Origin of the sequence: Pontibacter coccineus (genome assembly GCF_030546575.1) — a bacterium.
Taxonomy (GTDB): Bacteria; Bacteroidota; Bacteroidia; order Cytophagales; family Hymenobacteraceae; genus Pontibacter; species Pontibacter coccineus.
In genome coordinates this window covers 200,337-226,832 of record NZ_JAUOTN010000007.1, presented here as the reverse complement: position 1 = coordinate 226,832, position 26,496 = coordinate 200,337, and the positions used below count along the sequence as shown (strand labels likewise).

The 26,496-nt window shown below is 53.8% G+C and carries 16 protein-coding genes; 8 read left to right on the top strand and 8 right to left on the bottom strand.

Annotation, left to right across the window (positions count from 1 at the left end; translation table 11 throughout):
- Positions 1 to 57: 57 nt before the first annotated feature.
- From nosZ to Q4E40_RS16530, 3 genes are all read right to left on the bottom strand, one after another.
- Positions 58 to 2,076, bottom strand: a complete 2,019-nt coding sequence (nosZ, locus tag Q4E40_RS16540; protein WP_303413707.1) for a Sec-dependent nitrous-oxide reductase — start codon at positions 2,074 to 2,076, stop codon at positions 58 to 60.
- Between the two features lie 29 nt (positions 2,077 to 2,105).
- A complete protein-coding gene (locus tag Q4E40_RS16535) occupies positions 2,106 to 2,588 on the bottom strand; it encodes a c-type cytochrome (RefSeq protein ID WP_303413706.1) in 483 nt (160 codons plus the stop codon).
- 260 nt (positions 2,589 to 2,848) lie between these two features.
- Entirely contained in the window at positions 2,849 to 3,247 is a 399-nt protein-coding gene (locus Q4E40_RS16530; RefSeq protein ID WP_303413705.1) for a cupin domain-containing protein, read from the bottom strand.
- Positions 3,248 to 3,436: 189 nt separating this feature from the next.
- On the opposite strand from Q4E40_RS16530, the gene Q4E40_RS16525 reads away from it, so the two are divergent.
- The 6 genes from Q4E40_RS16525 to Q4E40_RS16500 all read left to right on the top strand — a co-directional run bounded on the left by Q4E40_RS16525 (position 3,437) and on the right by Q4E40_RS16500 (position 14,500).
- Positions 3,437 to 3,811, top strand: a complete 375-nt coding sequence (locus Q4E40_RS16525) for a hypothetical protein (RefSeq protein WP_303413704.1) — start codon at positions 3,437 to 3,439, stop codon at positions 3,809 to 3,811.
- 63 nt (positions 3,812 to 3,874) lie between these two features.
- Positions 3,875 to 4,774, top strand: coding sequence for a hypothetical protein (locus Q4E40_RS16520; RefSeq protein ID WP_303413702.1), 900 nt, complete (start codon positions 3,875 to 3,877; stop codon positions 4,772 to 4,774).
- 73 nt (positions 4,775 to 4,847) lie between these two features.
- The gene (locus Q4E40_RS16515; RefSeq protein ID WP_303413701.1) at positions 4,848 to 7,148 is read left to right on the top strand and encodes a nitric-oxide reductase large subunit; all 2,301 of its coding nucleotides are present in this window, start codon (positions 4,848 to 4,850) and stop codon (positions 7,146 to 7,148) included.
- 492 nt (positions 7,149 to 7,640) lie between these two features.
- On the top strand, positions 7,641 to 11,435 hold the full coding sequence (locus Q4E40_RS16510; RefSeq protein ID WP_303413700.1) for a PQQ-dependent sugar dehydrogenase: 3,795 nt from the start codon (positions 7,641 to 7,643) through the stop codon (positions 11,433 to 11,435).
- Positions 11,436 to 11,982: 547 nt separating this feature from the next.
- Positions 11,983 to 12,615: a hypothetical protein gene (locus Q4E40_RS16505; protein WP_303413699.1), complete on the top strand. Its 633-nt coding sequence runs from the start codon at positions 11,983 to 11,985 to the stop codon at positions 12,613 to 12,615.
- Positions 12,616 to 12,847: 232 nt separating this feature from the next.
- On the top strand, positions 12,848 to 14,500 hold the full coding sequence (locus Q4E40_RS16500) for a M28 family peptidase (RefSeq protein ID WP_303413698.1): 1,653 nt from the start codon (positions 12,848 to 12,850) through the stop codon (positions 14,498 to 14,500).
- A 109-nt stretch (positions 14,501 to 14,609) separates the two neighbouring features.
- On the opposite strand, the gene glgP is transcribed toward Q4E40_RS16500, so the two are convergent.
- The 4 genes from glgP to Q4E40_RS16480 form a co-directional block, all read right to left on the bottom strand.
- On the bottom strand, positions 14,610 to 16,256 hold the full coding sequence (gene glgP, locus Q4E40_RS16495; RefSeq protein ID WP_303413697.1) for an alpha-glucan family phosphorylase: 1,647 nt from the start codon (positions 16,254 to 16,256) through the stop codon (positions 14,610 to 14,612).
- A 336-nt stretch (positions 16,257 to 16,592) separates the two neighbouring features.
- A complete protein-coding gene (locus Q4E40_RS16490) occupies positions 16,593 to 19,334 on the bottom strand; it encodes a S8/S53 family peptidase (protein ID WP_303413695.1) in 2,742 nt (913 codons plus the stop codon).
- A gap of 736 nt (positions 19,335 to 20,070) precedes the next feature.
- Positions 20,071 to 20,964: a pirin family protein gene (locus tag Q4E40_RS16485; RefSeq protein ID WP_303413694.1), complete on the bottom strand. Its 894-nt coding sequence runs from the start codon at positions 20,962 to 20,964 to the stop codon at positions 20,071 to 20,073.
- A 110-nt stretch (positions 20,965 to 21,074) separates the two neighbouring features.
- Positions 21,075 to 21,731: a response regulator gene (locus tag Q4E40_RS16480; protein ID WP_303413692.1), complete on the bottom strand. Its 657-nt coding sequence runs from the start codon at positions 21,729 to 21,731 to the stop codon at positions 21,075 to 21,077.
- 487 nt (positions 21,732 to 22,218) lie between these two features.
- On the opposite strand from Q4E40_RS16480, the gene Q4E40_RS16475 reads away from it, so the two are divergent.
- Positions 22,219 to 22,566: an STAS domain-containing protein gene (locus tag Q4E40_RS16475; RefSeq protein WP_303413690.1), complete on the top strand. Its 348-nt coding sequence runs from the start codon at positions 22,219 to 22,221 to the stop codon at positions 22,564 to 22,566.
- Positions 22,567 to 22,616: 50 nt separating this feature from the next.
- On the opposite strand, the gene Q4E40_RS16470 is transcribed toward Q4E40_RS16475, so the two are convergent.
- Positions 22,617 to 23,510 (bottom strand): hypothetical protein, encoded by an 894-nt coding sequence (locus Q4E40_RS16470; protein WP_303413689.1) that lies wholly within the window; start codon positions 23,508 to 23,510, stop codon positions 22,617 to 22,619.
- A gap of 338 nt (positions 23,511 to 23,848) precedes the next feature.
- Here Q4E40_RS16470 and cphA point away from each other — a divergent pair, with 338 nt between their 5' ends.
- Entirely contained in the window at positions 23,849 to 26,491 is a 2,643-nt protein-coding gene (gene cphA / locus Q4E40_RS16465) for a cyanophycin synthetase (RefSeq protein WP_303413688.1), read from the top strand.
- Positions 26,492 to 26,496 lie beyond the last annotated feature (5 nt).

The window sequence follows — 26,496 nt, the reverse complement described above, 5'->3', positions numbered from 1 at the left end:
AGCGGAGGCTGCTTTGGGCAACCTCCGCTTTTGTATTGCCCGGCTTATCCCAGTTGGTTAAGCGGCAGGCTTCTTTTTGCCTGTTGAGAAGGAAATCGGTACAGGAGAGCCTTTAGGAGATACTCTGATGTAGCCTTGCATTTCCTGGTGGAGTGCAGAACAGAAGTCGGTGCAGTAAAATGGGAACACACCGGCTTTTTTCGGTACCCAGCGCAGTGTTTGCGTAGCGCCTGGCATGATTAGGGTTTCGGCTGTGTTGGCGCCCATCACCGCGAATCCGTGCGGTACGTCCCAGTCCTGCTCCAGGTTGGTCACGTGGAAGAGTACGGTGTCGCCTACCTGCACACCCTCGATGTTGTCCGGGGTCATGTGGCTTCGGATGGCCGTCATTTTCACTCTCACCACGTTGCCTTCGCGGGTCACGCTGGCGTCAGCCTCTTTCTTCACCGCATGTGGGTGCTTGTTCTTGGCCAGGTCGTAGAATTTCACACTGTTCGGTGCTACTTTCTCCGCTTTAATAGCCTGTGCGTAGTGCGGTTCAGCTACGGTCGGGAAGTCAAGCAGCATGCGCATTTTCTCGCCGCTGATGTCGATCAACTGAGCGGAGTGTGCCAGTTCAGGACCTGTTGGCAGGTAGCGGTCTTTGGTGATCTTGTTCATGGCTACCAGGTACTTGCCGTCCGGTGTGTGGGTATCACCACCCGGGATCATCAAGTGACCAACTGAGTAGTATACCGGCATTCTGTCTACCACTGTGAAGTCGCTCAATTTCCATTTCACGATCTCAGAAGACACGAACATAGAGGTATAGGCGTTGCCTTTTCCGTCAAACTCGGTGTGCAATGGTCCAAGACCCGGCTCTGGCACTTCTGCTTTCAGCACAGACTCGTACTTGAACACTGGGATACCGTTGATCTCGCCGTCGAAAGACTTGTTCTTGATGGCATCCTGCATTTTAGAGAAAGAGAACACTGGAATGGTGGCAGCCAGTTTACCGCTTACTACCATGTGCTCACCGCTTGGGTCCACGTCGATGCCGTGTGGTGACTTAGGCGCCGGGATCAGGTACATCATGCCCGGGCAGTCTTCCGGAAGCAGGTAACGAACCGTCTTCTTGATGGTAGACTTGGCGATGTGTGTGTCCTTGTCCATTTTGTTGTGGTAGTAGTACGCTGGCATTTCCTTCGCCTTGCCTTCTGCGGCATACTTGGCAGCCAGTTTCCAGTTCACAGCAGCCAGGTAGTCGCGGTCGTTCTGCGAGGCACCAAGCTCTTTCAAAGAACCTGAACGTTCTGTGTTATAGGTGGTGAAGAACACCCAGTCAGAAGACGGGCCTTTGCCACCGTTTGCCAGGTCGTAGTCGAAGCCTGGTACCAGAATCTGGAAGTCGAGCTCCATGTCGCCTTTCTCCTGGTCTACTTTAATGAAGGAGATAGAACCGCGGAACTTGTCTTTGTACTCGTCCATGCTCACGTCAGCCGTTCCGCCTTTCATATCGAGTGGCACAGAGAAGCGTGTACCTGCGATCACGTACTCGTTGTTGTCGGTTGGGTATGGCGAGCAGTGGTTACCGGCAGAGTTCGGGATCTCCATGATCTCTACTGTCTCGAAGGTGCTCAGGTCGACACGGGCCACACGCGGGGTGTTGTTACCGTTGGCGAACAGCCAGCGACCGTCGGTCATACCGTTGGTGCGTGACAGTTTCGGGTGGTGCAGGTCATCCCAAGGCACAAAACCGTGCGAGGTGTTGAGCATGGCTTTGGACTCTTCGTTATAGCCGTAGCCGTTCTCGCCGTGCTGCGTAAACACTGGCATGATCTTCAGCAATCGGCCGGAAGGCAGACCGTATACAGACATCTGTCCGTTGAAACCGCCTGACAGGAAAGCATAGTACTCGTCGTGCTTGCCAGGTGCTACGTACACTGCCTGCGCAGCATCCGACGCAACACCAGCCGCCGTGGCACTACCTTCGCCGGGTCCGCTGCTGCAACCCTGCAGGACCGCTCCGCCGGCCAGTGCCAGCGTAAACACCGCAGCAGGAGCCGCTTTTTTGATGGTGGTGAATAATGATTTCATCGTGGTTATGGTTTATGCTGTTTTTTTAATTATGAATTTTTGTCGTTCTGACGCAGGAACTCCAGAAGTGCTCTGGCATCTGTCTCGTTAATGTTCTGGTTGGTCATTTGGGTTAAGTGCTCAGCCAGCAGTTTCTTGGCGGTAGGGTCTTTCTTGGTCATCTCCTCGGGGTTGATGATCATGTTCATCACCCACTCCGGCTTGCGTTTTTCTGTAACTCCCAGCAAGCCAGGGCCTACAATCTTCTGGTCAGACAGCTGGTGGCAGGCAGAACACTTGCCCTCGAAAATGGATTTACCCTCAGCGGCCAGTGCCTCGTCTACTTCTGCGCCTACTTCAACTGTTGTGATGGGTCCTATACCTTTTCCGTCATCCTCTACTGGGGCGGCTGGTGCCTGATGGGCCAGACCTGACTCCTGTGTTGTTTCAGTAGTGGCGGTGTTGTCAGAAGAGCAGCTGTAGAATACCAGAGCAGCAAGGAAAAGTAAAGCAGCGGATTTGATTGATCTCATGATGGTTGTTTTTTGTTTTTTGGATTTCATGGTTTTTACTGTTTTGCACTGTGAGGGCCAGATCCTGTTTTTGGTGCTTTTTTCAAGTGCTGAACTCCTCTTTACTGGGTACTGTTTGGCTTTCATTTACAATACAAAGGTATTCCTGGTGTGCTCTTTAATAAAAGACCTTTATCTCTTTTAATAGTGACCTTTGTCATCTTTTGCGTTTTAGTATTTAAAAAATGCATGTGGGGCTTTGAATCCTTTTAGGCCGAAGATCATGTTGCTTCAGCTTTGGAAGGATGCGGCGAAACGGTCAGCAGGAAGGTTGCCTCTTCCAGTGCCTCCACACGATGCTTTACATGTGGCTGCAGCGTCAGCATCTGCCCTTTGGCAAGCTCCACCGACTCCTCATCGGTGCTGAATCTGATGCGGCCTTCGATTACCTGTACACTGATGGGACCCGGAGCCTGGTGCGGCTTTATTTCGGAACCTGCCTGCATCACGTTCAGCAGGATGCGCAACGCTTCGGACTTGAGGATCGTCCTGGACCCCCGCCCTATTTTTTGCCAGTTCTCCTCGCCCTTTAGTTCAAGGGCCAGGGTGGTAAGATTCGTAGTGAGTAAAGCTATCTCCTGGGAGCTACCGGATTGAGATGCCTCGCCTGCTTCTTTCATATCTCCATATTATATAAGAGTGGTTCAGGTATAGCCGCTTTCAGTAGCCTTAACCCTGCACAAAGGTATCGCGGGCTTGGAATTCTATAGAAGACCTTTGTCTCTTTTATTAATGACATAGGTCATTTTTCTCCTTACGTCCCTGTATGACCTTTGCAGCAGTTCAAAAACAACCCAATAGAAGATGCCATGAAACGGCTTGCTGTCATAATGTGTGTGCTGTGTGTGCTGGTGCAGCCCTTGAGCAAGCAGGGTATCCTGATGGTATATCAACTTAACAAAGCATACATCGCCAGCGAACTGTGCGAGAACAGGTTCTTACCTGGTTCTGACTGCCAGGGCAAATGCCACCTCCGCAAGGAGCTCCAAAAAGACTCGGAGCGTAAAAAGGAGGCGCCACGCCAGCAGCAGCGCACGATCGATATGATCGCCTTCGGTACAACACTGCTTCCATTGGCACCAGCTATACCGCTGGAAGAGGACAATGAACGCTGCCTATACCTGGCCAGGGTTTATGCCTCACCGGATTTCTCCATCTTTCATCCCCCAAGCTTCCTCGCTTAGTTCCTCACCCCGGTGCCTCTTCGGTGTCACCCTTTCTATTTAAAATTTCAAGAGAACTAAGTCATGAAAAAGATATTCTTACTTGTCATTGCCCTTTTATCGATCAACGTCAGCAGCCAGGCCTGCGACAAAGGCTGCACCATGGGCGGCAGCTACATGGGCATTCTGCCCCAATTCCATAAAAACTTTGTGGGTCTGCGCTATACCACGCGCTCCTATACCACTACCGCCACGCACGGTGCCCACGTGCAGGTGACAAAGGAGCACTTTGCCACCGCCGAGCTGTGGGGCCGCTTCGTGCCGGCCAAAAATGTGCAGGTTTTTGCCTTTGTGCCTTACATGCTCAATGAGCAGACAGGCGGACACCACACTATTACCAGTAGAGGTTTTGGGGATGTGACCCTGATGGCCAACTACTCGCTGATCAACACCGGCGACAGAATCGACCGCAACCTGAAGCACACGCTGCAGGTGGGTGGTGGTGTGAAACTCGCCACAGGTGCCTACCGCAACCAGGAGCACGGCGAGCAGTTGACCCCCAACTTGCAGCCCGGTACCGGTACCACTGATTACCTGGTGAATGGCATGTACACCATCCGCTACAAACAACTGGGCCTGAGTAACGACGCTACCTACCGCTTCAATACCGAGAACAGCAGCGGCTATCGTTTCGGAAACCGCGTCAGCGCTGCCTCTAACCTGTTTTACTGGCAAAATGTGAAGGGCATCTCCCTGCTACCGAGCGCAGGCGTGTACTACGAGCATGCCGATGGTGACCAGATTGAAGGTGCTCCCAACCTACAGAAAGGTGGCGACTCTTTCTTCACCAACCTGGGCCTGAGCGTGTATGTGAAAAACATTGCGGTGGGCGGCACGCTGCAGTTGCCTGTCAGCAGCACCGAGGCGCACCACCACACCGAAGGCAACCGACGCAGCATGGTAAACCTTACCTACATGTTCTAGAAGACCTTGGCAGGAATCCCGGCTTTAAATCTCAAATCTAATTCAATATAAACCACTCAAATTTTTACCCTTTATGAAATACAGAAACCTATGGCTGGGGTTCATTGCCGTGATAGTCGGCTCCTTCGCCGTTCTCGGATACTACGGTATCGAGATTTACAGAGAGGCACCACCTATACCTGTCCAGGTGGTCACCACATCCGGAAAAGTCCTGTTCACAGGAGATGATATCAAGGACGGGCAGAACGTATGGCAGTCCACGGGCGGACAGCAGTTGGGCTCAGTTTGGGGACACGGCGCCTACATAGCACCTGACTGGAGTGCCGACTGGCTGCACAAGGAGGCCATGTACTTCCTGGACTACTGGGCACAGCAGGAAAAAGGCGTGCTGTATGAAGAACTGGACGAAGAGACAAAGGCCATGCTGGAGGCTCGTCTGCAGAAGCAGATTCGTGCTAACACCTATGACCCTGAGACAGGTATACTGACTGTGTCGGACCTGCGTGCCGAGGCGATTGCAGAAGTGGGCAAGCACTACACCGGCCTGTTCATGAACGACCCGGCGCTCGCCAAACACCGCGACGCCTACGCCATGAAGGACAATACCGTGGAAGACCCGGTGCGCATGGAGAAACTGAATACGTTCTTCTTCTGGACCTCCTGGGCCTGCGTAACCGAGCGTCCGGGCAAAAAGATCACCTATACCAACAACTGGCCTGCCGAGAAACTGGTAGCCAACGAGCCAAGCTCCGACCTCATCATCTGGACCGGTTTCTCGGTGATCATCCTGATTGCGGGTGTAGGTATGCTGGCTTACTATTATGCCTCTAACCGTGAGGAGGAGATCGACCACTCCAAACTACCGAAGCAAGATCCTCTGTTAGGTCTTACAGCCACGCCTTCTATGAAGGCGACTTTGAAGTACTTCTGGATCGTGACCGCCCTGATTCTGGTGCAGGTGACACTCGGGGTTGTTTCGGCACACTACGGTGTGGAAGGGCAAGCATTGTACGGCTTCCCGCTGGCCGAGTACCTCCCCTACTCCATCACCCGTACCTGGCACGTGCAGCTGGCCATTTTCTGGATCGCTACTTCCTGGCTGGCGACGGGTCTGTATATAGCACCAGCCGTGTCGGGCCACGAGCCGAAATTCCAGAAACTGGGTGTGAACTTCCTATTCGTCTGCCTGCTCATCATCGTGGCCGGCTCGCTGGCTGGTCAGTGGTACGGCATCATGCAGAAGCTGGGCTATACTGAGAACTTCTGGTTCGGTCACCAGGGCTATGAATACGTGGACCTGGGCCGCTTCTGGCAGATCTTCCTGCTGGTGGGCTTGTTCCTGTGGCTGGGTCTGATGGTACGTGCCATCTTGCCTGCCTTCAAAAATGATGTGGAAGGACGTCACCTGCTGGGCATGTTCTTGATCTCCTCGGCTGCCATCGCCATTTTCTACGCTTCCGGCCTGATGTGGGGACAGCATACCAACCTGGCCATTGCCGAGTACTGGCGCTGGTGGGTGGTGCACCTGTGGGTAGAAGGCTTCTTTGAAGTGTTTGCTACGGTGGTGATCGCTTTCCTGTTCGTACGCATGGGCTTGCTCGATACCAAAATGGCGACAGCAACAGTACTGTTCTCGACGATTATCTTCCTTTTCGGCGGTATCATTGGCACCTTCCACCACCTCTACTTCAGTGGTACGCCGACTGCTGTCATGGCCCTGGGTGCAACCTTCAGTGCGCTCGAAGTGGTGCCTCTGGTGCTCATCGGTTTCGAAGCCTACCACAACCTGCAGATCAGCAAGCTAACGCTCTGGATCAAAGCTTACAAGTGGCCGATCTACTCCTTCGTAGCGGTGGCTTTCTGGAACCTGATAGGTGCCGGTGTATTCGGTTTCGTAATCAACCCGCCGATCGCCCTCTACTACATGCAGGGTCTGAACACCACACCGGTGCACGCCCACACCGCCCTGTTCGGGGTATACGGCATGCTGGGTATCGGCCTGATGCTGTTCGTGCTCAAAGGCCTGTCTGCCCGCCGCCGCTGGAAAGACGGGGTGATCAGCTTTGCCTTCTGGTCCATCAACATCGGCCTGATCCTGATGGTGCTCATCAGCGTGCTGCCAATCGGTCTGATGCAGACCTGGGCGAGTGTGGAGTACGGCCTGTGGTATGCTCGCTCTATGGAGTTCATGCAGACGGACACGATGAACGTCCTGCGCTGGCTGCGTGTGATCGGTGACACGATCTTCGCGGGTGGTGTGCTGGCCCTGGCCTGGTTCATCATCGGCCTCAAAACCGGCTGGTCTTTGGAAGAGGACGAGGACGTGTCACCATTAATTGAAGAAGAAGCTCCGGCAAAACAAACGCGTGCTTAAGCTATACCTAAGAAGAGCGCCCCGAGCACCCGAACATTATACCTAAACCCTTTCCCAGCAAGCCCTTCTGCCTTTGGCGAAGGGCTTGCTTTTTTGCTATATCCCTCGTAATCAACGCACTCCATTCACCGTGCTTCTCTGTCAGCCAGACCAGCTTAAATTAACTGCCGGAGAAGCAGCTACCGCCGAAACTATCGCCCTATAACATCGTAAATATTGGTGTTATTTAAATAGTAACTTAAACTATTAGAACAAATAGCTAAAATTAGGAATGACTCCAAAATGGTGATTCGGAACTCTACAAAGTAGTTTCTTAGCTATCAAACTCCACTCCTGACACTGAAGTCAGGTATAGTAAGGCGATTCTGTTCTGCCTGGCCGCACGAACAGCGTTTGCTCATGTCTGCCCTCCTCTTACATTAGCTTAAACTCTTCCCTATGCTTGAAAAGTACAAACTCAGCAGCTTTCGCAGAAGCTGTGCTCCGGTGTGTATGCGCAATACTTACACCAACAAACGTCGCAATTCCTGGTTTCTTAACATCTTTTTATACCTGATCCTCCTTACAACCGCCTCTACAGGACTTTACGCGCAACCTTCCGGGTTTACCAATGTGCAGATCGGCGGCAACTGGGATGCTGCGGTAGGCCTCACCTTCTCGAAAGACGGGAACCGGATTTACGTCTGGGAAAAAGGCGGCAAGGTATGGATCGTGGAGAACGGGCAGAAACTTCCTGTGCCGCTGATCGACATCAGCGAAGAAGTAGGCAACTGGGTGGACCATGGCCTGCTCGGCTTTGCCCTGGACCCCAATTTCGAATCCAATGGCTACTTCTACCTGCTATATGTAGTGGACCGGCACCACCTGCTCTACTACGGCACCGGCAGCTACAGTGCAGCTGCCAATGACTATAACAGCGCCACCATCGGCCGCCTGACCCGCTATACCGCCCGCTCAACTGATAACCGCAAAACCACAGACCTGAGCACCCGCAAAATCCTGATCGGGGAATCGATCTCCAAAGGTATACCCATCCTCTACATGGGCCATGGAGTGGGCTCCCTGATCTTCGGGGAGGACGGCTCCTTGCTGATCTCCACAGGCGATGCGGGTTCAGCCGGATACGTGGACACGGGCTACGACCCGGCCAACCCGAACGATACCTATGTACCGCAGGCGATCCGGGACGGCATCATCACAGAAAAAGACAACATCGGTGCCTACCGGGCGCAGCAGGTCAACTCGCTCAACGGTAAAATTCTGCGTGTGGATCCGGCCACCGGCAACGGACTATCCTCTAACCCCTTCTACAATTCCGCCGATCCGCGGGCCCCTGCCTCCAGGGTATGGGCGCTGGGATTCCGTAACCCTTTCCGGTTTACCATAAAACCGGGATCTGGGGGCGCCGGCAACCCCGGCACGCTCTACATTGGCGATGTGGGTTGGTATAACTATGAGGAAATAAACGTGGCGCCCAAGCCGGGTATGAACTTTGGCTGGCCCATCTACGAGGGGCTGGAGCAACAGGAATGGCACTTCCACCGGCTGGTTTACAACACCCAGACAGCACAAAATCCGCTCTACGGACAGGGCGGCTGCACGCAGCAGTATTTCCTGTACCGCGAACTCATCCTGCAGACGAGACGCACGACGCAGCCTTATTTTGGTAACCCCTGCAATTGGAACGTGGCTATACCTGCCTCTACCTTCAGGCTGTTTGTGCACGCCCGCCCTGCCTTCGACTGGCTGCATGTGCAGAAAGGAGGCGGATCCCGTACCGGCACTTTCAACGGAGAGGATGCTACTGTGGTGAACATCGGCGCTGCTGGTTCTCCGGTTTCTGGTCCGCAATTCGGGGGCGGCTCCGTGACGGGCGGCGTGTGGTATACTGGCAACGACTTTCCGGCGCAGTACAAGAACACGTATTTCTTTGGCGATTATGTGGGTGGCTGGATCAAAACCTCCACGTTCGATGCGTCTGATAACCCTAAATCGATCAGCAACTTCGTCGATAACGGCGCTGCAGTCGTAGCCATTGCCACCAACCCTGTTTCAGGAGGCCTTTACTACATCAACTATGCCGCTCAGCTCCGTAAGATCAGCTACGGCGCCGGCACCAACCAGCCTCCAAAAGCTACTGCTTCGGCCGATAAGCTTTTTGGCCCCAGCCCACTCACCATCCGGTTCAGTAGCAGCGGCTCTTCCGATCCGGAGGGACAGGCACTCAAATACGAGTGGAATTTCGGCGACGGCACGGCCGTATCCACCGAGGCGAATCCGAGCCATACCTTCAACGCGACCGGCCTTGCCTCTTATCAGGTCGTGCTGAAGGTAACCGATGCAGGAGGCCTAAGCACGACTGCCAACCTAACCATTTCGGTGAACAACACGCCTCCGACGGTGCAGATCACCAGCCCGGCCGCCGGCACAAAATACCCGATGACGCAGAACACCGTGTACAAGCTGGCTGCCAATGTAACAGATAAGGAGCACGCAGCAACGCAGCTCAAATACGAATGGCAGACGGTTCTGCATCACAACACGCACACCCACCCCGGAGCTATCGACACCAACCCGGCCACTTCGGCCACCATCACGCCGGTGGGTTGTGACGGCGAAACCTACTTCTACCGCATCAATCTGAAAGTGACAGACCCAGCGGGCTTGTCAGCTTCGACTTTCGTGGACCTCTACCCAGACTGCGGCACTGCCACTACTAAACCGGTTGCTATTTCCTCGCCTGCCAACAATTCCTCTTTCGCCGCCGGCAGCAATGTGGAGTTGAAAGTCACCTTCACCGACCTGGCCCGCACCTGGACGAAAGTAGAATACCTGGCCGGCACCACCGTCATCGGCAGCTCGAGCACCCAGCCTTTCACCTATACCTGGGTGCCGACCACGACTGGCAGCTACAGCATTACAGCCAGAGCCACCGACAGTGGCGGACACACGTCCATCTCCAATCCAATCACGGTCAACGTCACGGGCGGCACCACGACGCCAGGATCCGGTAAGATCACCAGGGAGTTTTGGGCGGATGTGCACGGTAACAGTGTAGCGGCTATACCTGTCAGCAGCACACCTACCAGCGTTAGTGAGCTCACCAGTTTTGAGGCACCTTCCCATGTAGGCACCAACTACGGTCAGCGGGTGCGCGGTTACATCACAGCGCCGGCGTCAGGACAGTATACCTTCTGGATCGCGGCCGATGACTTTGCGGAGCTGTGGCTGAGCACGACCGATAATCCGACTCAGAAAGTGCGCATCGCTTCGGTGCCCGGCTGGACGAACGAACGGGAGTGGAGCAAGTATCCGAGCCAGCAATCCGTTAAGATCACGCTCGAGGCGGGCAGGCGCTACTACATCGAAGCCCTGCACCTGGAGGGCGGCGGCGGCGACCACCTGGCCGTGGGCTGGCAACTGCCGAACGGCAGCTTGGAGCGGCCTATACCGGGTAGCAGGCTCTCGCCTTTTGGCAGCACGCCACCTACTGCGTCCGGCAAGATCACCCGCGACTTCTGGGCAAATGTGTACGGCTCCACTGTGAGCGCTGTTCCTGTCAACAGTACCCCAACTTCTGTCACAGAGCTTGGCATATTTGAAGCTCCTGTCAACGTTGGCACCAATTACGGCTCCCGCATCAGGGGCTACGTGACAGCTCCTGCCTCTGGTCAGTATACCTTCTGGATCGCCGGTGACGATGTGGCCGAGCTATACCTGAGCACTTCGGAAAATCCCGCTCAGAAAGTGCGCATCGCCTCCGTGCCCGGCTGGACCTACGAGCGCGAATGGACAAAGGCATCAAGTCAGCAGTCGGTTAAAATTACCTTGGAGGCTGGCAAGCGGTATTACATAGAAGCGTTGCACCTGGAGGGCGGTGGCGGCGACCACCTGGCCGTGGGCTGGCAACTGCCGAACGGGACGCTGGAACGGCCTATACCGGGCAGCAGGCTCTCGCCCTATACCTCATCAGGTATAAATGCCACTTCGACGCAGGCTGTAGCCGGCTTAGCAGACAGGCAGCTCCGGCAGGAGATCAGTGCCTACCCCAACCCCTTCAGGGATGAACTCACACTTCTGTTGCCGCCAGGTATGGCGGAAGTTCAGCAACTGAGCATCTATGACATGGCAGGCAGGCAGGTATACCGGTCGGCTTCCGCAGTGACCGTTGCTGATCGTAAACTGGAGCTCGACCTTACCGCACTAAAACTGAACTCGGGCATTTACATGCTGTACTGCACCGACCGGCAAGGCACGTCTTACAAGGTAAAACTCTCCAGGCACTGATTCCCGGTAGAATCGTAACTATCGAACAGCACTGCCCGCTATGCGGACGGTGCTGTTCTTTTTTTAAAGGTATTCGTGCGATCAACCGCGCGGATGCTCTCCTCTGTTTCGAGGGCTGCTTCATTCTCAGCTACTATCCTAACTGGTTAAGCATCCGTTGAAAGACATGCCCACCGCTACACCGCAGTGCCGTTAAGTTCTATCGCAAACCATCCCCTTGAGGGCAAGTGAGAACGCGAATTCGGAACTTGTGACCCCTGGTCAATAGGGGTGTAAATTATGAAGTTAAGATGCTTGCCCAATCGGGATCAGGGATTTTCAATCTTAGAAAACAGACCTACACCCTGCGGTCATTCAGTCTACGATCCTGGAAGAAAGGGTAAGCCCTCGCCACTGACCCTCAAGATCCCTCCGGGATGACAAAAAAGGAGAATGAACCCGGCCTGTCCTCAAGGGGAAAATTTGACAGAATGAAATAGACGTCCCCCACCGTCCCACCGGTATAACGTATACCTTTAATTCAGATATCTAACCAAAACGAGACAATATGGGCATTAAGAAGATCGTAAATAAAGTAAAAGAAGAAGTAAAGGTACTGAGGGGCGAAGAGTCAAAAGACAAGCGCTACCGGAACGAACAGGACTACCCGGATGTGGCCAGCGCACAGGCGGCCTTCGAGGAATCAAAGAAAAAGCTTTTCAACGTGAACCTCTGGTCGCAGCTGGAGGGCATTAACTCCACTTTCGAGCTGCACGATGCGCGGGGACAGAAAACTACGGCGGAAATGCCTGATATCGGCTACTTCGTAAAGATCACGCTGCCGGCCTCCAATGTAGAAAACTGGGTAAATGTATCCGGCATCCGCATTGAAGACAAGCTGGCTGAGTTTACGGTACACCCCAGCGAAAAGCCCAATCCGCCGGCTGATGAGGAGGCGGTGACAAAGCACTTTTTCACCAAAGAAGCCAGCAGTACTTTCCGGGTGGAGCTGCAAGGCACCACACTGATTGCCTCCGAGATTGGCAGGGACGAATACATCAACAACAAGGGGGAGGAGTCCGGTGCCCGCTCCATGCTGAATACACTGATAGCAGAAGGTGGCTGGGCCGGATTTCAGGGACTGCAGTGGGACAAACTCACCAGCTACCTGGTGCATCAGAAAGAAGCGAAAGTCGAATAAAATAGGGTATACGTATACCTGAAACAGTAAATCCTGCGGTATGAAGATCCTAAGCCTACTGCTCTTCCTGACCTTGTTAACCATGCTGACCTTATACCTGAGGTGGGCAGAGCGAAAGAAATCTCGCAAATAACGATCCCCAAAGCCCTGACCTATACCTGTTGTTCAGGTATAGGCGAGGCGCTATACCTACATTTCCCTTATATTTGGTGACTAAACCAAACTGATCTGAATGAAACGCTTCCTCTTCCTAGCCCTTTCCTGCGGTCTTTTGCTGCAAGGGAGTGCCTCCGCCCAAAAGCTGACACTTGACAAACCGGTTGAAAAATCGCTTAAAAAAGTAAAGCCAAACGATATAAAAGCCCACATCAACTACCTAGCTGATGACCGTCTGCTGGGCCGTAAGCCTGGCACAGAGGGCTACCAGATGGCCGTGGACTATGTGGTGGAGCATTACAAAAAAGCAGGTATAGAACCCGGTGGCGAGGACGGCACCTATTTGCAGCTGGTGCGCCTGCGCCAATCATTCCCCGGCAAAGAGGCCAGTATGACCCTTGCCGATTCGATGGGCTCAGAGCTACAACTGACTTATAACAAAGACTTCTCGGTATACCCGCACGCCGAAGAGCCGGAGGTGAGCGTAGAAGCTCCGCTTGTGTTTGCCGGCTACGGCATCAGCGCCCCTGATTTGGGTTATGATGATTACGCAGGTATAGACGTGACCGGCAAAATTGTGGTGGTGATGCGCGGTGCCCCTGCCAGCTTCCCTTCCACCGTGTCGGCCTACAGCCGCGATATGATGACGGTACTGAAAATCGCGGCCGAAAAAGGTGCCTTGGGCGTCATTGTGGCAACGGACAATCCAAAAGCCGGTGTTGCCAACCTGGAGCGCGGCACGTACAGTGTAATGGGTCCGAACGGAAAGGTAGCCGTGTCACGCAACTATGTATCGGATAAAATCCGCGTGCTGGCCAACGTCAACGCCGCTACTTTTGAACAGCTGCTGAAAGGAACAGGTATAGAAATGGCCAAATTGGGAGACCAACTGAAGCAAGGCAAGCCCGCCTCTGCCCCACTCGCCCATACCCTGCGCGCCCGCTATACCTCCCACTACAACGATTTTGAGAGCCACAACGTGATCGGCAAGATCACCGGTGCTGATCCGCAGCTGAAAAATGAATACGTAGTGCACAGCGCCCACCTCGACCACGTAGGCATAGGTCGTGCCGTAAACGGCGACTCCATCTACAACGGTGCTCACGACAATGCCTCCGGCGTGGCCAGTGTGCTCGAGATCGGGAAGATCTACTCCAGACTGCAAGAAAAACCGAAGCGTTCTATTCTCCTGGTGATGGTGACTGCCGAGGAAATGGGACTGTTGGGCTCCGCCTACTTCGCCCGCTACCCGACTGTGCCTGTAGAGCAGATCGTAGCTAACATCAACACCGATATGCCGACCATTATCGCACCGCTTTTATCGGTGGTGGGGCTGGGCGCAAACCACTCTACTTTGGAGAACGAAGTGGCTGCTGCCGCGCATCATTTGGGTATGACGGTGGAGGAAGACCCGGAGCCGGAGCAGATGCGCTTTATCCGAAGCGACCAGTACAGCTTTGTGATGCAGGGTATACCTGCCCTGCACATCAAGTATGGCAACAAGACCAAAGACGGACAAAACAACCTGAACAAGCAAGTGGAGCAATGGCGCAAGGTGCACTACCACCTGCCGCAGGACGAGGTTACCAGTACCTTCGATTTCGATGCCGGCAAAAAGTACGTGCAGCTGAATTTCCTGATCAGCTTCCAGATAGCGAATGCAACCGAGCGCCCCAGCTGGAAGCCAGGTGATTTCTTTGGAAGTCGCTTTGGAAGAGAGAAGGAGTAATGAATAATGAGTAAAAAGTAATAGTTAATAAAAGGCGAAGCGAAATGGATATTGATTATCCATTTCGCTTCGCCTTTTATTCATTCATCATTACTCATTAAGCGCAGCGTTAATACATCTGCTCGTAATACTGATGCGCCATCCGGTCTGAGTCGAAGAACGGCATCACATCCCGCATGCTCTGCTTCACGATATTCATCCATTTGCCCCTGTCCTTGTAGTAGGTCGGTATCACATCATTCTCCAGGATGCTCATCAGGTTTTTGTGATCGATCTCGTCCTGCATCGAATCAGGCAGGCTGGTGTCTACCACCGGCAGCACAAAACTGTTCTCACCGTGTCGGGCAAACTCCGGCAGCCAGCCGTCCAGCACCGAAAGGTTCACGGCTCCATTCATGGCGGCGGTCATACCGCTGGTTCCTGAGGCTTCGCGCGGACGACGTGGTGTGTTCAGCCAAATGTCAGACCCCTGTTTCAGCTTCCGGGACAAGCCAATTTCATAGCCAGTCAGTACCGCGAAATTTTTGCGTTGATACGAGAGGTTCACCAGGCTGTTGAACACACTTACAGCTCCCTCGTCAAAAGGGTAAGGCTTACCGGCCCAGATTACCTGCACAGGCTGCGACTTATTGGAAATCATTTCAAAAAAGCGTTCGATATCATGCACCAGCAAGTCAGCTCGCTTGTAGGCGGCAAAGCGGCGGGCCCAAACCACAGTGAGCACATCCTTCCGGAAAAGTTTACCGGTCTGGTCAGCCACCAATTCGAATAGGTCCTGTTTCATGTCAGCCTTACGCTGTACCAGGGCCTGGGTGTCGTCGCGCTCCAATGCCTGCCGCATGGTGCTGTCCATCCAGAAGCGGGCGTTCTGCGCATTGGTGATGGCCTTGATCTCGCACACGTTTTCGTTCTCGTACCACATGTCGCGCGCCACCTGGCCATGCAGTTGCGATACGCCGTTGGCTATCCGGGCGATCCGTAAGGCAGACAGGGTATAGTCAAAGAAGTTACCATGCATGCCGGTCATGTGGCGGGCCTCTTCCAGTGAGCTTTTGTTGAAGAAAGACATTTTGTTGAGCAGATGGATGTCGTGCACTTCATTACCGGCTTTTTCGGGGGTATGGGTCGTAAACACTACACGCTTTCGTACCTCCTCCGCGTTCCCGAATTTCTCTTGCAGGTAAAAGGCCAGTGGCAGGGCGTGCCCTTCGTTCATGTGGTAAATGTCGGCTCCGCCCAGTTCCTCTACTACTTTGGCACCGGCTATACCCAGCACAATGCTCTGGGCGATACGGGTTGACGGTTCCCTGTCATACAAATGGAAGGTGATGGTGCGTGCCAGGTGATCATTCTCCGGAATATTGGTGGTCAGGAAATACATAGGCACCGTGCCAAACACTTCAGGGCGCAGCACTAGGGCTTTCACCTTTACCGGGTGGCCGTTCACGTTTACGGTTACCATAATGCCGGAATCTTCCAGGTAGGTATAGTACTTCTTCTGAAACTGCACCCGCATGGTCTGGTCATCGTTGCGGGTCTGGTCGTAGTAGCCGTACTTCCAAAGTATCCCGATGCCGATCATGTTCTGCCGCAGGTCGTGCGCGCTGCGCATGTGCGAACCGGCCAGGAAACCCAGGCCCCCTGAGTAGGTCTTGAGCGCCTGGTGTATACCGAACTCCATGCTAAAATAGGCCACGCGCTTCTGATACTTCTCATTGATCTCGTACGGATGATACCACTTGCTGTATGCTTTCATATTTAAATGTTACTTGTTTTATATTTCTTCAGAGTCTTGTTGTAAAACTGCCCAATGCTCTGCTATGATTTAAAATAAAAGCAGTGAACAGCGAAATACAACCAAATTGGAAGTATCGCCCGTTCTACTGCTTGTGTGCTGTTTTCGAGCGGCTGGCACCATGATGTAAAATCACCAAGAAAGCCACAAGTGGCTGTACGCCCGAAAAAGCTTAAGTACAATATACTTATAACACAGCCAAAGTGATACAGTTAATTTCCGGGCAACTGACTCCACCCTAACAAAAGAGGCTCTCCCAATCAGGAGAGCCTCTTTTGTTAGCAGATGTGCGGGGCGTTATTTAGCCAGCAGCATCTTGTTGGAGTATACCCGCTGGCCTGCTTCCACTTTGTAGATGTAGGTACCGGCAGGCAGAGTGCCGGCTCGGAAGTCGACCTGATGCTCTCCGGCCGTCTTGTTTTCTGACACCAGCGTGCGCACTTTCTTGCCCAGTATGTCAAACACTTCTACAGTTACAGGGCCTTCCTGCTCCACAGCGTAACGGATGGTGGTCACCTCTGTGAATGGATTCGGATAGCTTACCAGTTTACCTTCTGCTGAAATAGCCAGGTTGGAGGTGCCTTCTGCGGCAAGTGGCTGCTCTCCGCTGTTCCACAGCCCGTGCGTGCGGGTTACGATCACGGCAAAGTCAGCGCGTGTCACATCCTGCAAAGGTTTGAAACTGGCATGCAGCACTGGCTTCAGATCATACGGGCCTTGGGTCGCTGTGAAGAAGGCATTGATCATGTTCAGCTCCAGCGCCACGCTCACATAACCTTCCAGACCGGCAGGTATAGTGGCGGCATCTGTTATCGGGTAGCTCTTGCCATTGTACTCCACGGTAGGCGTTTTGCCGTTGCGCTCCAGCGCATAGGCCTGTAAGCCAAGGGCTTGTACGAGCGAGTAAGCTACTTCAGCGCGGTTCACTTTGCCATTCGGGTTGAATTTGCCCGGGGCCGCCGCCAGCATAATGCCGTTTTGCTTATGCAGTTGATCACGCAGGGCAGCACCCATAGCTGTTACCGACTCTGCGATCAGATTGCGCTCTTTCACATCGGTCAGGGTATAGGCGCCATTTGCTGGCAGGTTTTGGCGTATGCCTTCACCCATCATCAGGTAGTCAGCCATGTCAATACGCTTGAGCAACTCATCCGGCTTGAAGCTGCCGCCACTCAGACCGTCGGCCAGGCGGGCACTCACAGCCAGCATGATCGAGGCTTCGGCCGGGTGACCAGCTATATCATTTAGCCCGGAGGTGCCGGCTGCCGTCATCATGTTCACGGCACCGTTGATCTGCTCCGGGAAAGCGGCTCCGTTCAAACCGGAGATGCGCACCGTCCAGGTACCCGGCTCCGGTGAGGCCACTGCCACACCACGGTCATAGCTCAGCGCAAAAAGTACCGGTATGCCCGAGCGGGTTTCGGCTCCGGATGGGGAGATAAGCGCCAGGTTTACAGGGTTGCCTGTTTCACCCAGCAGTCCTGTTGTTTTGATCTTCGCTTCGATCGCCGTGGTGCCCTCTGCCACCTGGAAGGTATAGTCGTTGGTGGCGGCAGTGGCAGGGTTGTAGTCTATCGTGAAGTTCTCCACCACGTTGTTCGTGTTCACGCTGCTGCGGAAAGTGCGGTTCATGTTCAGGGTAGATCCGTAAGGAGCCGACGAACGATAAACTCTGTCTACGGCAGCGTAAGCATTCACATAGCCTGCTCCTGCCTCCCACTTCTCACGGTTCGGTATGTTGGTAGCAGTCTGCTGCAGTATTTCCTTTACCTGGTAAGGCGTCAGGGTCGGATTGGCCTCTAATAGCAGGGCCACTATACCTGCCACATGCGGGGCCGCCATGGAGGTGCCGCTCATGTGAGTGTAGTAAGGCACGTGCGCAGGATCCAGTTCCGTAGCATCCTTGTCAATGGAAAGCGATGATACCGGTGCTATCACACGGGCCGCGATGATGTCCACACCCGGAGAGGTCACGGTCGGACGGTCTTCCCAGGTATAGGTCTTGCCATCCAGCGTGAAAGAACCGCCCTTGTTCTTGATTCCTCGTGAAGAGAAGTCCGCCAGACGACCTGACTTGTCGCCAGCCGCCACGGCAATTACCCACGGCGCTTTTTTGTACTGTCCCGTCATGGTGCCGGATCCCGGGCCTGAGTTGCCTGCCGAAAACACAACCACAATGTTGCGGTCCACGCAGCGCTTGGTGGCCAGCGTAATCGGGTCGGCCGGGTTCACGTCAGTGCCGGTGTCGCTGGTGGTGCCGAATGAGTTGGTGATCACGCGGATGTTGTAGCGAGCCTGGTTGGTGATGGCGTAGTCAAAGCCGGAGAGCACATCGAGCAGCAGCAGGGCCGCACCGGAGCCGTAACCGATCAGGTCAGCACCCGGAGCCACTCCTTCATACAAGCCTTGCGAAGCCTGTCCGGTGCCGCCTACTATACCTGCCACATGCGTACCATGGCCGCCAGTGGCATCCGTGTTCGGCACATTCTCCAGAATCAGGTAGGGCAGCAGCGAGGACACGGCATTGAGGTTGGTAGCCGCTGTGACGTTTTGCTTCAGGTTGCGACCGAACTGCAGGTCAGGGTGCGTTCCGTCCACACCACTGTCATTCACCACAACGCCTACCCCCTTGCCGGTGAGCGGCAGTCCACCGTTACGGCTCATGAAAATCGGCTCGGTGCGCAGCTTGTCTACCCCGGTCAGGGCGGTGGCTGCGTTACTTTCGTATCGAAGCGATTCGTTCAGGTATAGCGAGAGCACACGGGGGCTTTTGGAGAGGAGTTCTACCTGCAAGCCTGTAGCCAGCACACCGGCGATAGGCAGCGATTTAAGCGTGAGGCCTTTGGTGATACCAGCCTGCGTGAGTGCGGATAGGTCAAGCAGCGAAGGGGCACTTTCACCTTTGAAAGTTACTACCACCTGTACGAGGCTGGTTTTGTCTTTAATGGCAGCCCGGAGCTTGCTGTCCATGTAGGCCTGTGCAAAAACGTTGCTGAATGTCAGGAGGCTGACTGCAACTACTGCGAAGAGTTTTCTCATAAAATAAGGATTAGTTAAACGTGTTACATAAGGTGTTTTAAGGTAAAAAAACTGCCTGACCCAAAAGGAAGGCAGTAGGGCGGAGAAAAAAATGGGTTAATGAAGGCGTCGTTATAAAGAGTATAATACGAAGCACTATCACAGAATAATTAAATTAAAAAAACAAGGTATAGCACATAAAGCAGAAAAAATCATTAAAATCACGCTAGTTCGACCAATGTTATACCTTTGAATAATGATATCATGAATGGTGTTACAGCATCGGTATGTAAACGTTACTTACATCTCTCATGCTGTAATGACTAGCACCCCACAGCGAAGTGTCTTCCCATGGGATGGATTAAAAAAGTCTGGTGCAGGGCAACTACAAAGATGTGTCGGTTCGCTTTATCTGCACTTAAGGGCAAGGTAATATCTTAGTTGCTATACCTTGCTGATGCTGCTATACCTGATCGGGCATGCAAGATCGGGCGCATGGAACAGTACCTCTATGTTAAATGAATAGATAATAGTGGAATCTGGTCCTATACCTGTCGCACAACACCCGGTCAGGATACGCCTACATGATTCTTTTGAAAAGAAATGGTAAAGGATCCGCTTTCTACCAGATGGTGAAGCGGGAAATCCTCATTATATAAATTAGTATTGAAAGGCCTGGGAAACAATAACCCAGCCGGTGATGCCGCAACGCAGTGAGACTGGCAGGTCCTGCACCAGTAAGAACCACTTGATCCACTTACTCGAACAGCATCCCCATTTTGCCCATCTGGTAGTCGCGCATGGCCTGCATCACTTCGGTTTGCGTGTTCATCACGAAAGGCCCGTGCATGGCCAGCGGTTCATCCAGCGGCTTCCCTGACAGTAAAAGCAGGCGCGTGTCCTGGCGGGCAGTGATCGTGCAAGACTCGCCCTCTCTGTTCAGGAGCGCCAAGTGCTGGCCATCCACCAGTCCGTAGCCTTCCAGCATCACCTGGCCATCGAGCAGGTATAGCATGGCGTTGTGATCGGCAGGTATAGGAAGGGTGCACCGCCCACCCGGCTGCAGCGTGAGCCGGAGCACCATCGCAGTGCTTGGGGAGTTGACAGGTCCTCTTGTGCTTTTGTATTCTCCCGCCACCACAGCTATTTGCACGCCCCCCTCGTCTTCAGAGATCACAGGAGTATCTTCTGCTTGCAGGGCAAAATAAGCAGGCTGTTCCATTTTAAGCGACTTCGGGGTGTTCACCCACAACTGTACGATCTCCTGCACGCCCCCCTGCTCCTGCATTTCACGGGGCGGGCGCTCGCTGTGTACGATGCCCCGGGCTGCGTTCATCCACTGCGTGCCGCCCGCCCACACCACACTGTCGTTACCGCGGGAGTCGCGGTGGTGCACACCTCCCTGGTACACGAACGTGACCGGCGAAAAGCCACGGTGCGGATGCGGATCTACCCCTAGCTTGTATGGGTAATCCGACTGCTGGACAGTGGTGGTAAGATGATGCAACAACAGAAACGGATCGTGCTGTTCTACCTGACTGGTGGGCAGTGGCTGCCGCAGCGGCAGGCCACCCATGTCTGTTTCTTCAGCAAAAAGGAGTCGCGCAACGGTACGGTTCTGAGGCATGGCACTGTGTGGCTTTGATTTCATCTCAAGATACGAAAATACCGCAGGCACGGAGCGCTGCTATACCTGAAATCAACTTTGAGATGGCTCTTCTGCGGGCAGACGCGCTTGCCTATGCTTTTCTTTTTAGCGAATCAGGAAATCAGGCCGCGTTGCAGGGCGTATTTGATAAGCGCCGCCGTGTTCCGGGCTTTCGTTTTGTCGAGCAGGTTCTGCCGGTGGGTTTCGACGGTGCGCTTGCTTGTAAACAGCTTCTCAGCTATTTCGGCATTGGTATAGCCCTCCCCGATCAGGGAGAGCACCTCCAGTTCACGCTTAGAAAGTTCGCGGTGTTCCTCCGCACTTCCGTTTGAAGACAGCATTTCGCCTGGCAGCTGCTTTACTTTCCGCAGCAGTTCCAGCGTCACTTCCGGGCTGATGTAGCAGCACCCCTGCGCGATGATCTGCAGGGCACAGCAGAGTTCTTCTTTGCCCGCATTTTTGAGGATGTAGCCCGAAGCGCCAAGTTCCATCATGCGGCTCACATACTTTTCATGGCTCAGCATCGAGAGCACTACCACCTTAAGCGCAGGATAATGCTCCAGGATATGAGCTACTGTATCAAAACCATCCATTCCCGGCATACTGAGGTCCATCAGTACAATATTCGCGTCAACTTCAGGCAATAAATCAAGCAATTCGCTGCCGCTGGCAGCCTCACCAACCACATGCACAGCACCATGGTCTTTCAGCAGCGCTTTCAAGCCATCACGTACTATTTTATGGTCATCGGTGATTATAAGTTTTATCATGTTCTAAGTTCGTATCAAAGGTCACAACTGACCTCTCTGTCTGGCAATCTCAAGGGCAGGAAAAGTAGAAAAGAGCCGGGTATGCTGCACAGAAGGTCAAAAATGGACGTCAATTGGTCTAACATGGATTGAACCAGACGCCCATCTGCCAACAATTTTCATCATAAATAACTGAATGTACAATTGCACCCGCCCTACATGACACTTAAAACTGATGCATTAGTAAAAATTCAGTATTTACTACAGAATCGTATACGTATTTACTACGATTATAAGCGGAATTAATCACCAACCAGGCGTAGACTGGCAGGCATGGCGTTGAAAGGAAAATTTTTCTTATACCTTTGAAAGGCATGTGCCCCGGAGGCAGGACAGCCTGAGTTACATTTTTGCGTATGAGAGGCAATAACACAAACCAATCACTTTTTTTCGGTAGCTGAACTGCCCGGGAGCCTGGTGATTGAATACAAGAAGAAAACGACGATAAATGAAAACTTTTAGCGTGACGACAGATACAATTGGCAAGGGTGCATTGCTTCGGTTCAAGGGAGAGCTCGACGCCAGTTCGTCTGTGTACGCCGACAATGCACTTGAAGAGGCGATTGCTGCCTCATCGGGCTTTGTGCTGATCGAATGCGGTGAATTGACCTATATTTCTTCGGCCGGGTTGGGCGTGTTGTTGGCTGCCTTCCAGGCATGTAAACTGAAGGAGATGGACCTGGTGATGGTGAACATGCAGCCTAAGATCCGGAACGTGTTTGAGATCCTGGGGCTCGACCGCCTGATCAAGTCGGCAGAAACGGTAGAAGATGCCAGACAGATGATTGCCAAATAAAAAAGGGACCGCTGCAAGCGATCCCTTTTTTATTTCCTATACTAAGTGCGTTATCGGTCCCGGTCACTGCCGTAGCTTTGGTCCGGATGGCCCCGGCGCCACTGCTCCCGGCGGGAATAATCATAGTCAGAGCTACTGTAGCCGCCTGCGCTGCCCATGTGTCCGCTCCTTCCCTGTTGGCTCAGGCCGGAGTTGCCGCCAATGCCTCGCTGCGAACCGCTGTCCGCTCTGTAGCCCGCGGTGCCGGTTTCGCCGTAAGGTCCGCCGCTCCAGGGTCCTGCCCCACTCCCGAAATAGCCGCCACCCATAGAGCCGGATCCGCCACTGCCATAATCAGAACCGCGCGGGAAGCCCATAGAACTACGCCCGTAGCCAGAAGAGCTGCCGTAGTCGCGCTGGGTGCTGCCATAGTTTGCCGGATCGGAAGCGCCGTACTCACCGCCGCTGGCGCCTGCTCCGTAAGGAGAACCGCTTTGTCCATAGCCGCTACCCTGAGACGAAGTGTGGCCATAACCCTGCGAACTGCCATAACCGCCTCCGCCCTGCGACTGGCCGTGCTGCTGCGAGGAACTTCCGTAATCAGACATACGTCCGCTGTAACCGCTGCTGCTCCAGCCTTGCCCGGATCGGGAGGTGTCTCCATACCTGCTGCCTTCGGAGCGCTGCGGGCTATACCTGCCCATCTGTGACTGCCCGTAACGGGTGTCCTGCTCATGGCCTGCTGAATCCCCCGAACCGTAAGCCGACGAGCGGTAGCCTCCGCGATCACTTTCTCCTGAATAAGGGTAATGCGCACTGCGACTTTGACGCCGCTCGTCCTCATCGCCTCTTATACGCTCCCATGCATTGCTGATTTTATCGCCTATTCGGTCAAAAAACCCCTGGTTCTCCTGGTGGGAGCGGTAATCGCCACTACCATAGTCATCCTGATAATCTCGTGCCATAGCGTTGTATTAAATATCCTTATATAACTTATTAAATATGTTTTTAGACAAAACACACACTTATTAAACGATCGAAGTAAGCGGGGGTTTTTAATAGATGATCTTAAGGCAGCCATTTTAGTAAAAGGCGTACTAATACGGAAGTTGCCCCTGTACTAACCGCCTTTTATTTTGGCTAACTACTCATTCCTGGCCGAACTACTCATTTTTGAGAATTTGAAGACCTATTTGCGACGCCAACGTTCTCCCATTCGGCGCCTTATCCGTACAAATCTTATGCACGGCCCTTGCGGCACGCGACCTGTTTTGTACAGGCTCAAACCTGAAGCTTGAAAGCAATGAGAATACTTGAAATGAGGATCATGCGTGGACCAAACTACTGGTCCATCAAGCATCCTAAAATTATTGTCCTGAAGCTCGATCTGGAAAACCTGCAGGACGTCCTCACGAATGAAGTACCGCAATTTCCGGAGCGACTGGAAAAGCTTTTCCCGGGTATGTATGAGCATCGCTCTTCCAAAGGTACACCTGGTGGTTTTTTCAAGCTCGTGCGCGAAGGCACCACGTTTAGCAAAGTAGTACAGCACATCGCGCTCGAGCTGCAAACGCTGGCCGGCATGAACAGTGGCTACGGAAGGCGCTACGCCGGCCCTGCACCGGGTGTGGACTATGTGCTGTTTTCCTACCAGCAGGAACGCGCCGGTGAGTATGCGGCCCACGCCGCGGTGCGCATTGCCGAACTGATGGCCAAAGGCAAGAAGCCGAGTATTGTGCAGGACATCGTTAAACTGCACCAGATCCGGGAGGATGAGTATTTTGGCCCGACCACGGAGGCCATTGTAAGGGAGGCCGTGAACAGAGGTATACCCTATATCAACAACCTTCGCAGCGGGCTTATCCAGCTGGGGTACGGCATCCACCAAAAGCACATACAGGCTGCCATGACGTCCCGCACCTCCTTTTTTGCTGTTGAGAATGCCGGTAACAAAAACGCCACCAAGCTCATCCTGGACGAGGCAGGTATACCGGTGCCGCGTGGCAGCATTGTGATCGATGCAGACGAACTGGAAACCGCAGTAGAGGAACTTGGCTACCCTGTAGTAGTTAAGCCCTTGGACGGCAACCAGGGAAAGGGCGCCACCATCAACATCAACACCTGGAAAGAGGCTATGCGCGCCCTGACTGAGGCACAGCGATTCTCGAAGAAGGTAATGGTGGAGCAGTTCATCACCGGCGACGATTACCGCCTGCTGGTCATCAATGGCAAGTTCACCGCCGCTGCCAGACGCACACCCGCCATGGTCACCGGCAATGGCATCTCGACCATACAGCAGCTGGTAAAGGAGGTGAACAAAGACCCACGGCGAGGTATAGGCCACGAAAAGGCGCTCACGCACATCAAAATAGACAGGCATACCCGCAGCCTGCTCAAAGACAAAGGCCTGACGCTGCAATCGGTGTTGCCTGCGGGCGAAGTGCTATACCTGAAAAGTACGGCTAACCTCAGCACAGGCGGCACTGCCACCGACGTAACGGACCTGGTGCACCCTTACAATGTGCTGATGGCCGAGCGTATCGCCGGTATCATCGGACTGGACGTCTGCGGCATCGATGTGATGACAAGCGACATTGCTATCCCGCTGCCCGAAACAAGGGGCTCGGTGATCGAAGTGAATGCTGCTCCCGGGCTGCGTATGCACATTTCCCCGACTGAGGGGTTGCCCCGCAACGTGGCCGAGCCGATCATCAACATGCTCTTCCCACACAGCACCCCGACCCGTATACCTATTGTGGCCATCACGGGCACCAACGGCAAGACCACCACTACCCGGCTGGTGGCGCATATGCTCAAGTTCAAGGGCTTTCAGGTAGGCTATACCACGACAGACGGTATTTACATACAGGATAAGAAGATCATCAAAGGCGATACCACCGGGTCTTACAGCAGTGAGTTTGTGCTCAAAGATCCTACGGTGAACTATGCCGTATTGGAGTGTGCCCGTGGAGGTATGCTACGCTCCGGCCTGGCCTTCCGGCAGTGTGACATCGGCATCGTGACCAACGTGTCGGCAGACCACCTGGGTCTGGGAGACATCAACACTGTGGAGGAAATGGCTGATGTGAAGGCGGTGATCCCTCGTACGGTGTGCCAGAACGGCTATGCTGTGCTCAATGCCGACGATAACCTGGTTTACGATATGGCGACCGGGCTTTCCTGCAAAGTGGCTTTCTTTAGTTTAGACGAAAACAACCCGCGCATCCTGCAGCACATCAGCAAAGGCGGACTGGCCGCCGTGCTCGAAAACGGGTATATCTCCATCTTCAAGAACACCTACAAGATCAGAGTGGACCGCGTGGCCGACATCCCGCTGACCTTTGGGGGCCGTGCCCGCTTTAACATCCAGAACGTGCTGGCAGCTACCTTGGCCGGGTATATCAACCACTTCGAAATACCCGAGATCAGGACTGCCCTGCGCACGTTTATCCCGTCCGCCGAAACTACACCTGGCCGCATGAACCTCTTCAAGCTGCCGCGCTACGAAGTGCTCATCGACTATGCCCACAACATTGCCAGCATGGAGGCCATCGCGGATTTCATCGACAATGTGCACGCTTCCTACAAGATTGGCATCATAGCGGGCGTGGGCGACCGTCTGGAAGAAGACACGATCGAGATCGGACGTATTGCAGCCGAAACCTTCGACGAGATCATCATCCGGCAGGACAAGGACCTGCGCGGCAGAACCGGAGAAGAGATCAACGGCCTGCTCAAGCAGGGCATTATGTCGGTGAAGCCTGGCATGAAAGTGACGGAGATAAACCAGGAGAGCCGCGCCCTGGCCCATGCCATGGAGTATGCTCCGGAGGGCTCTTTCATCGCCCTGTTCTCGGAAGACATTCCGGAGTCCGTAAAAATGGTGGAGAGTTTCCGCATCATCCAGCACCGGCACATTTCCTCGCTCGAGCAGGATTCATTTTAAATCAG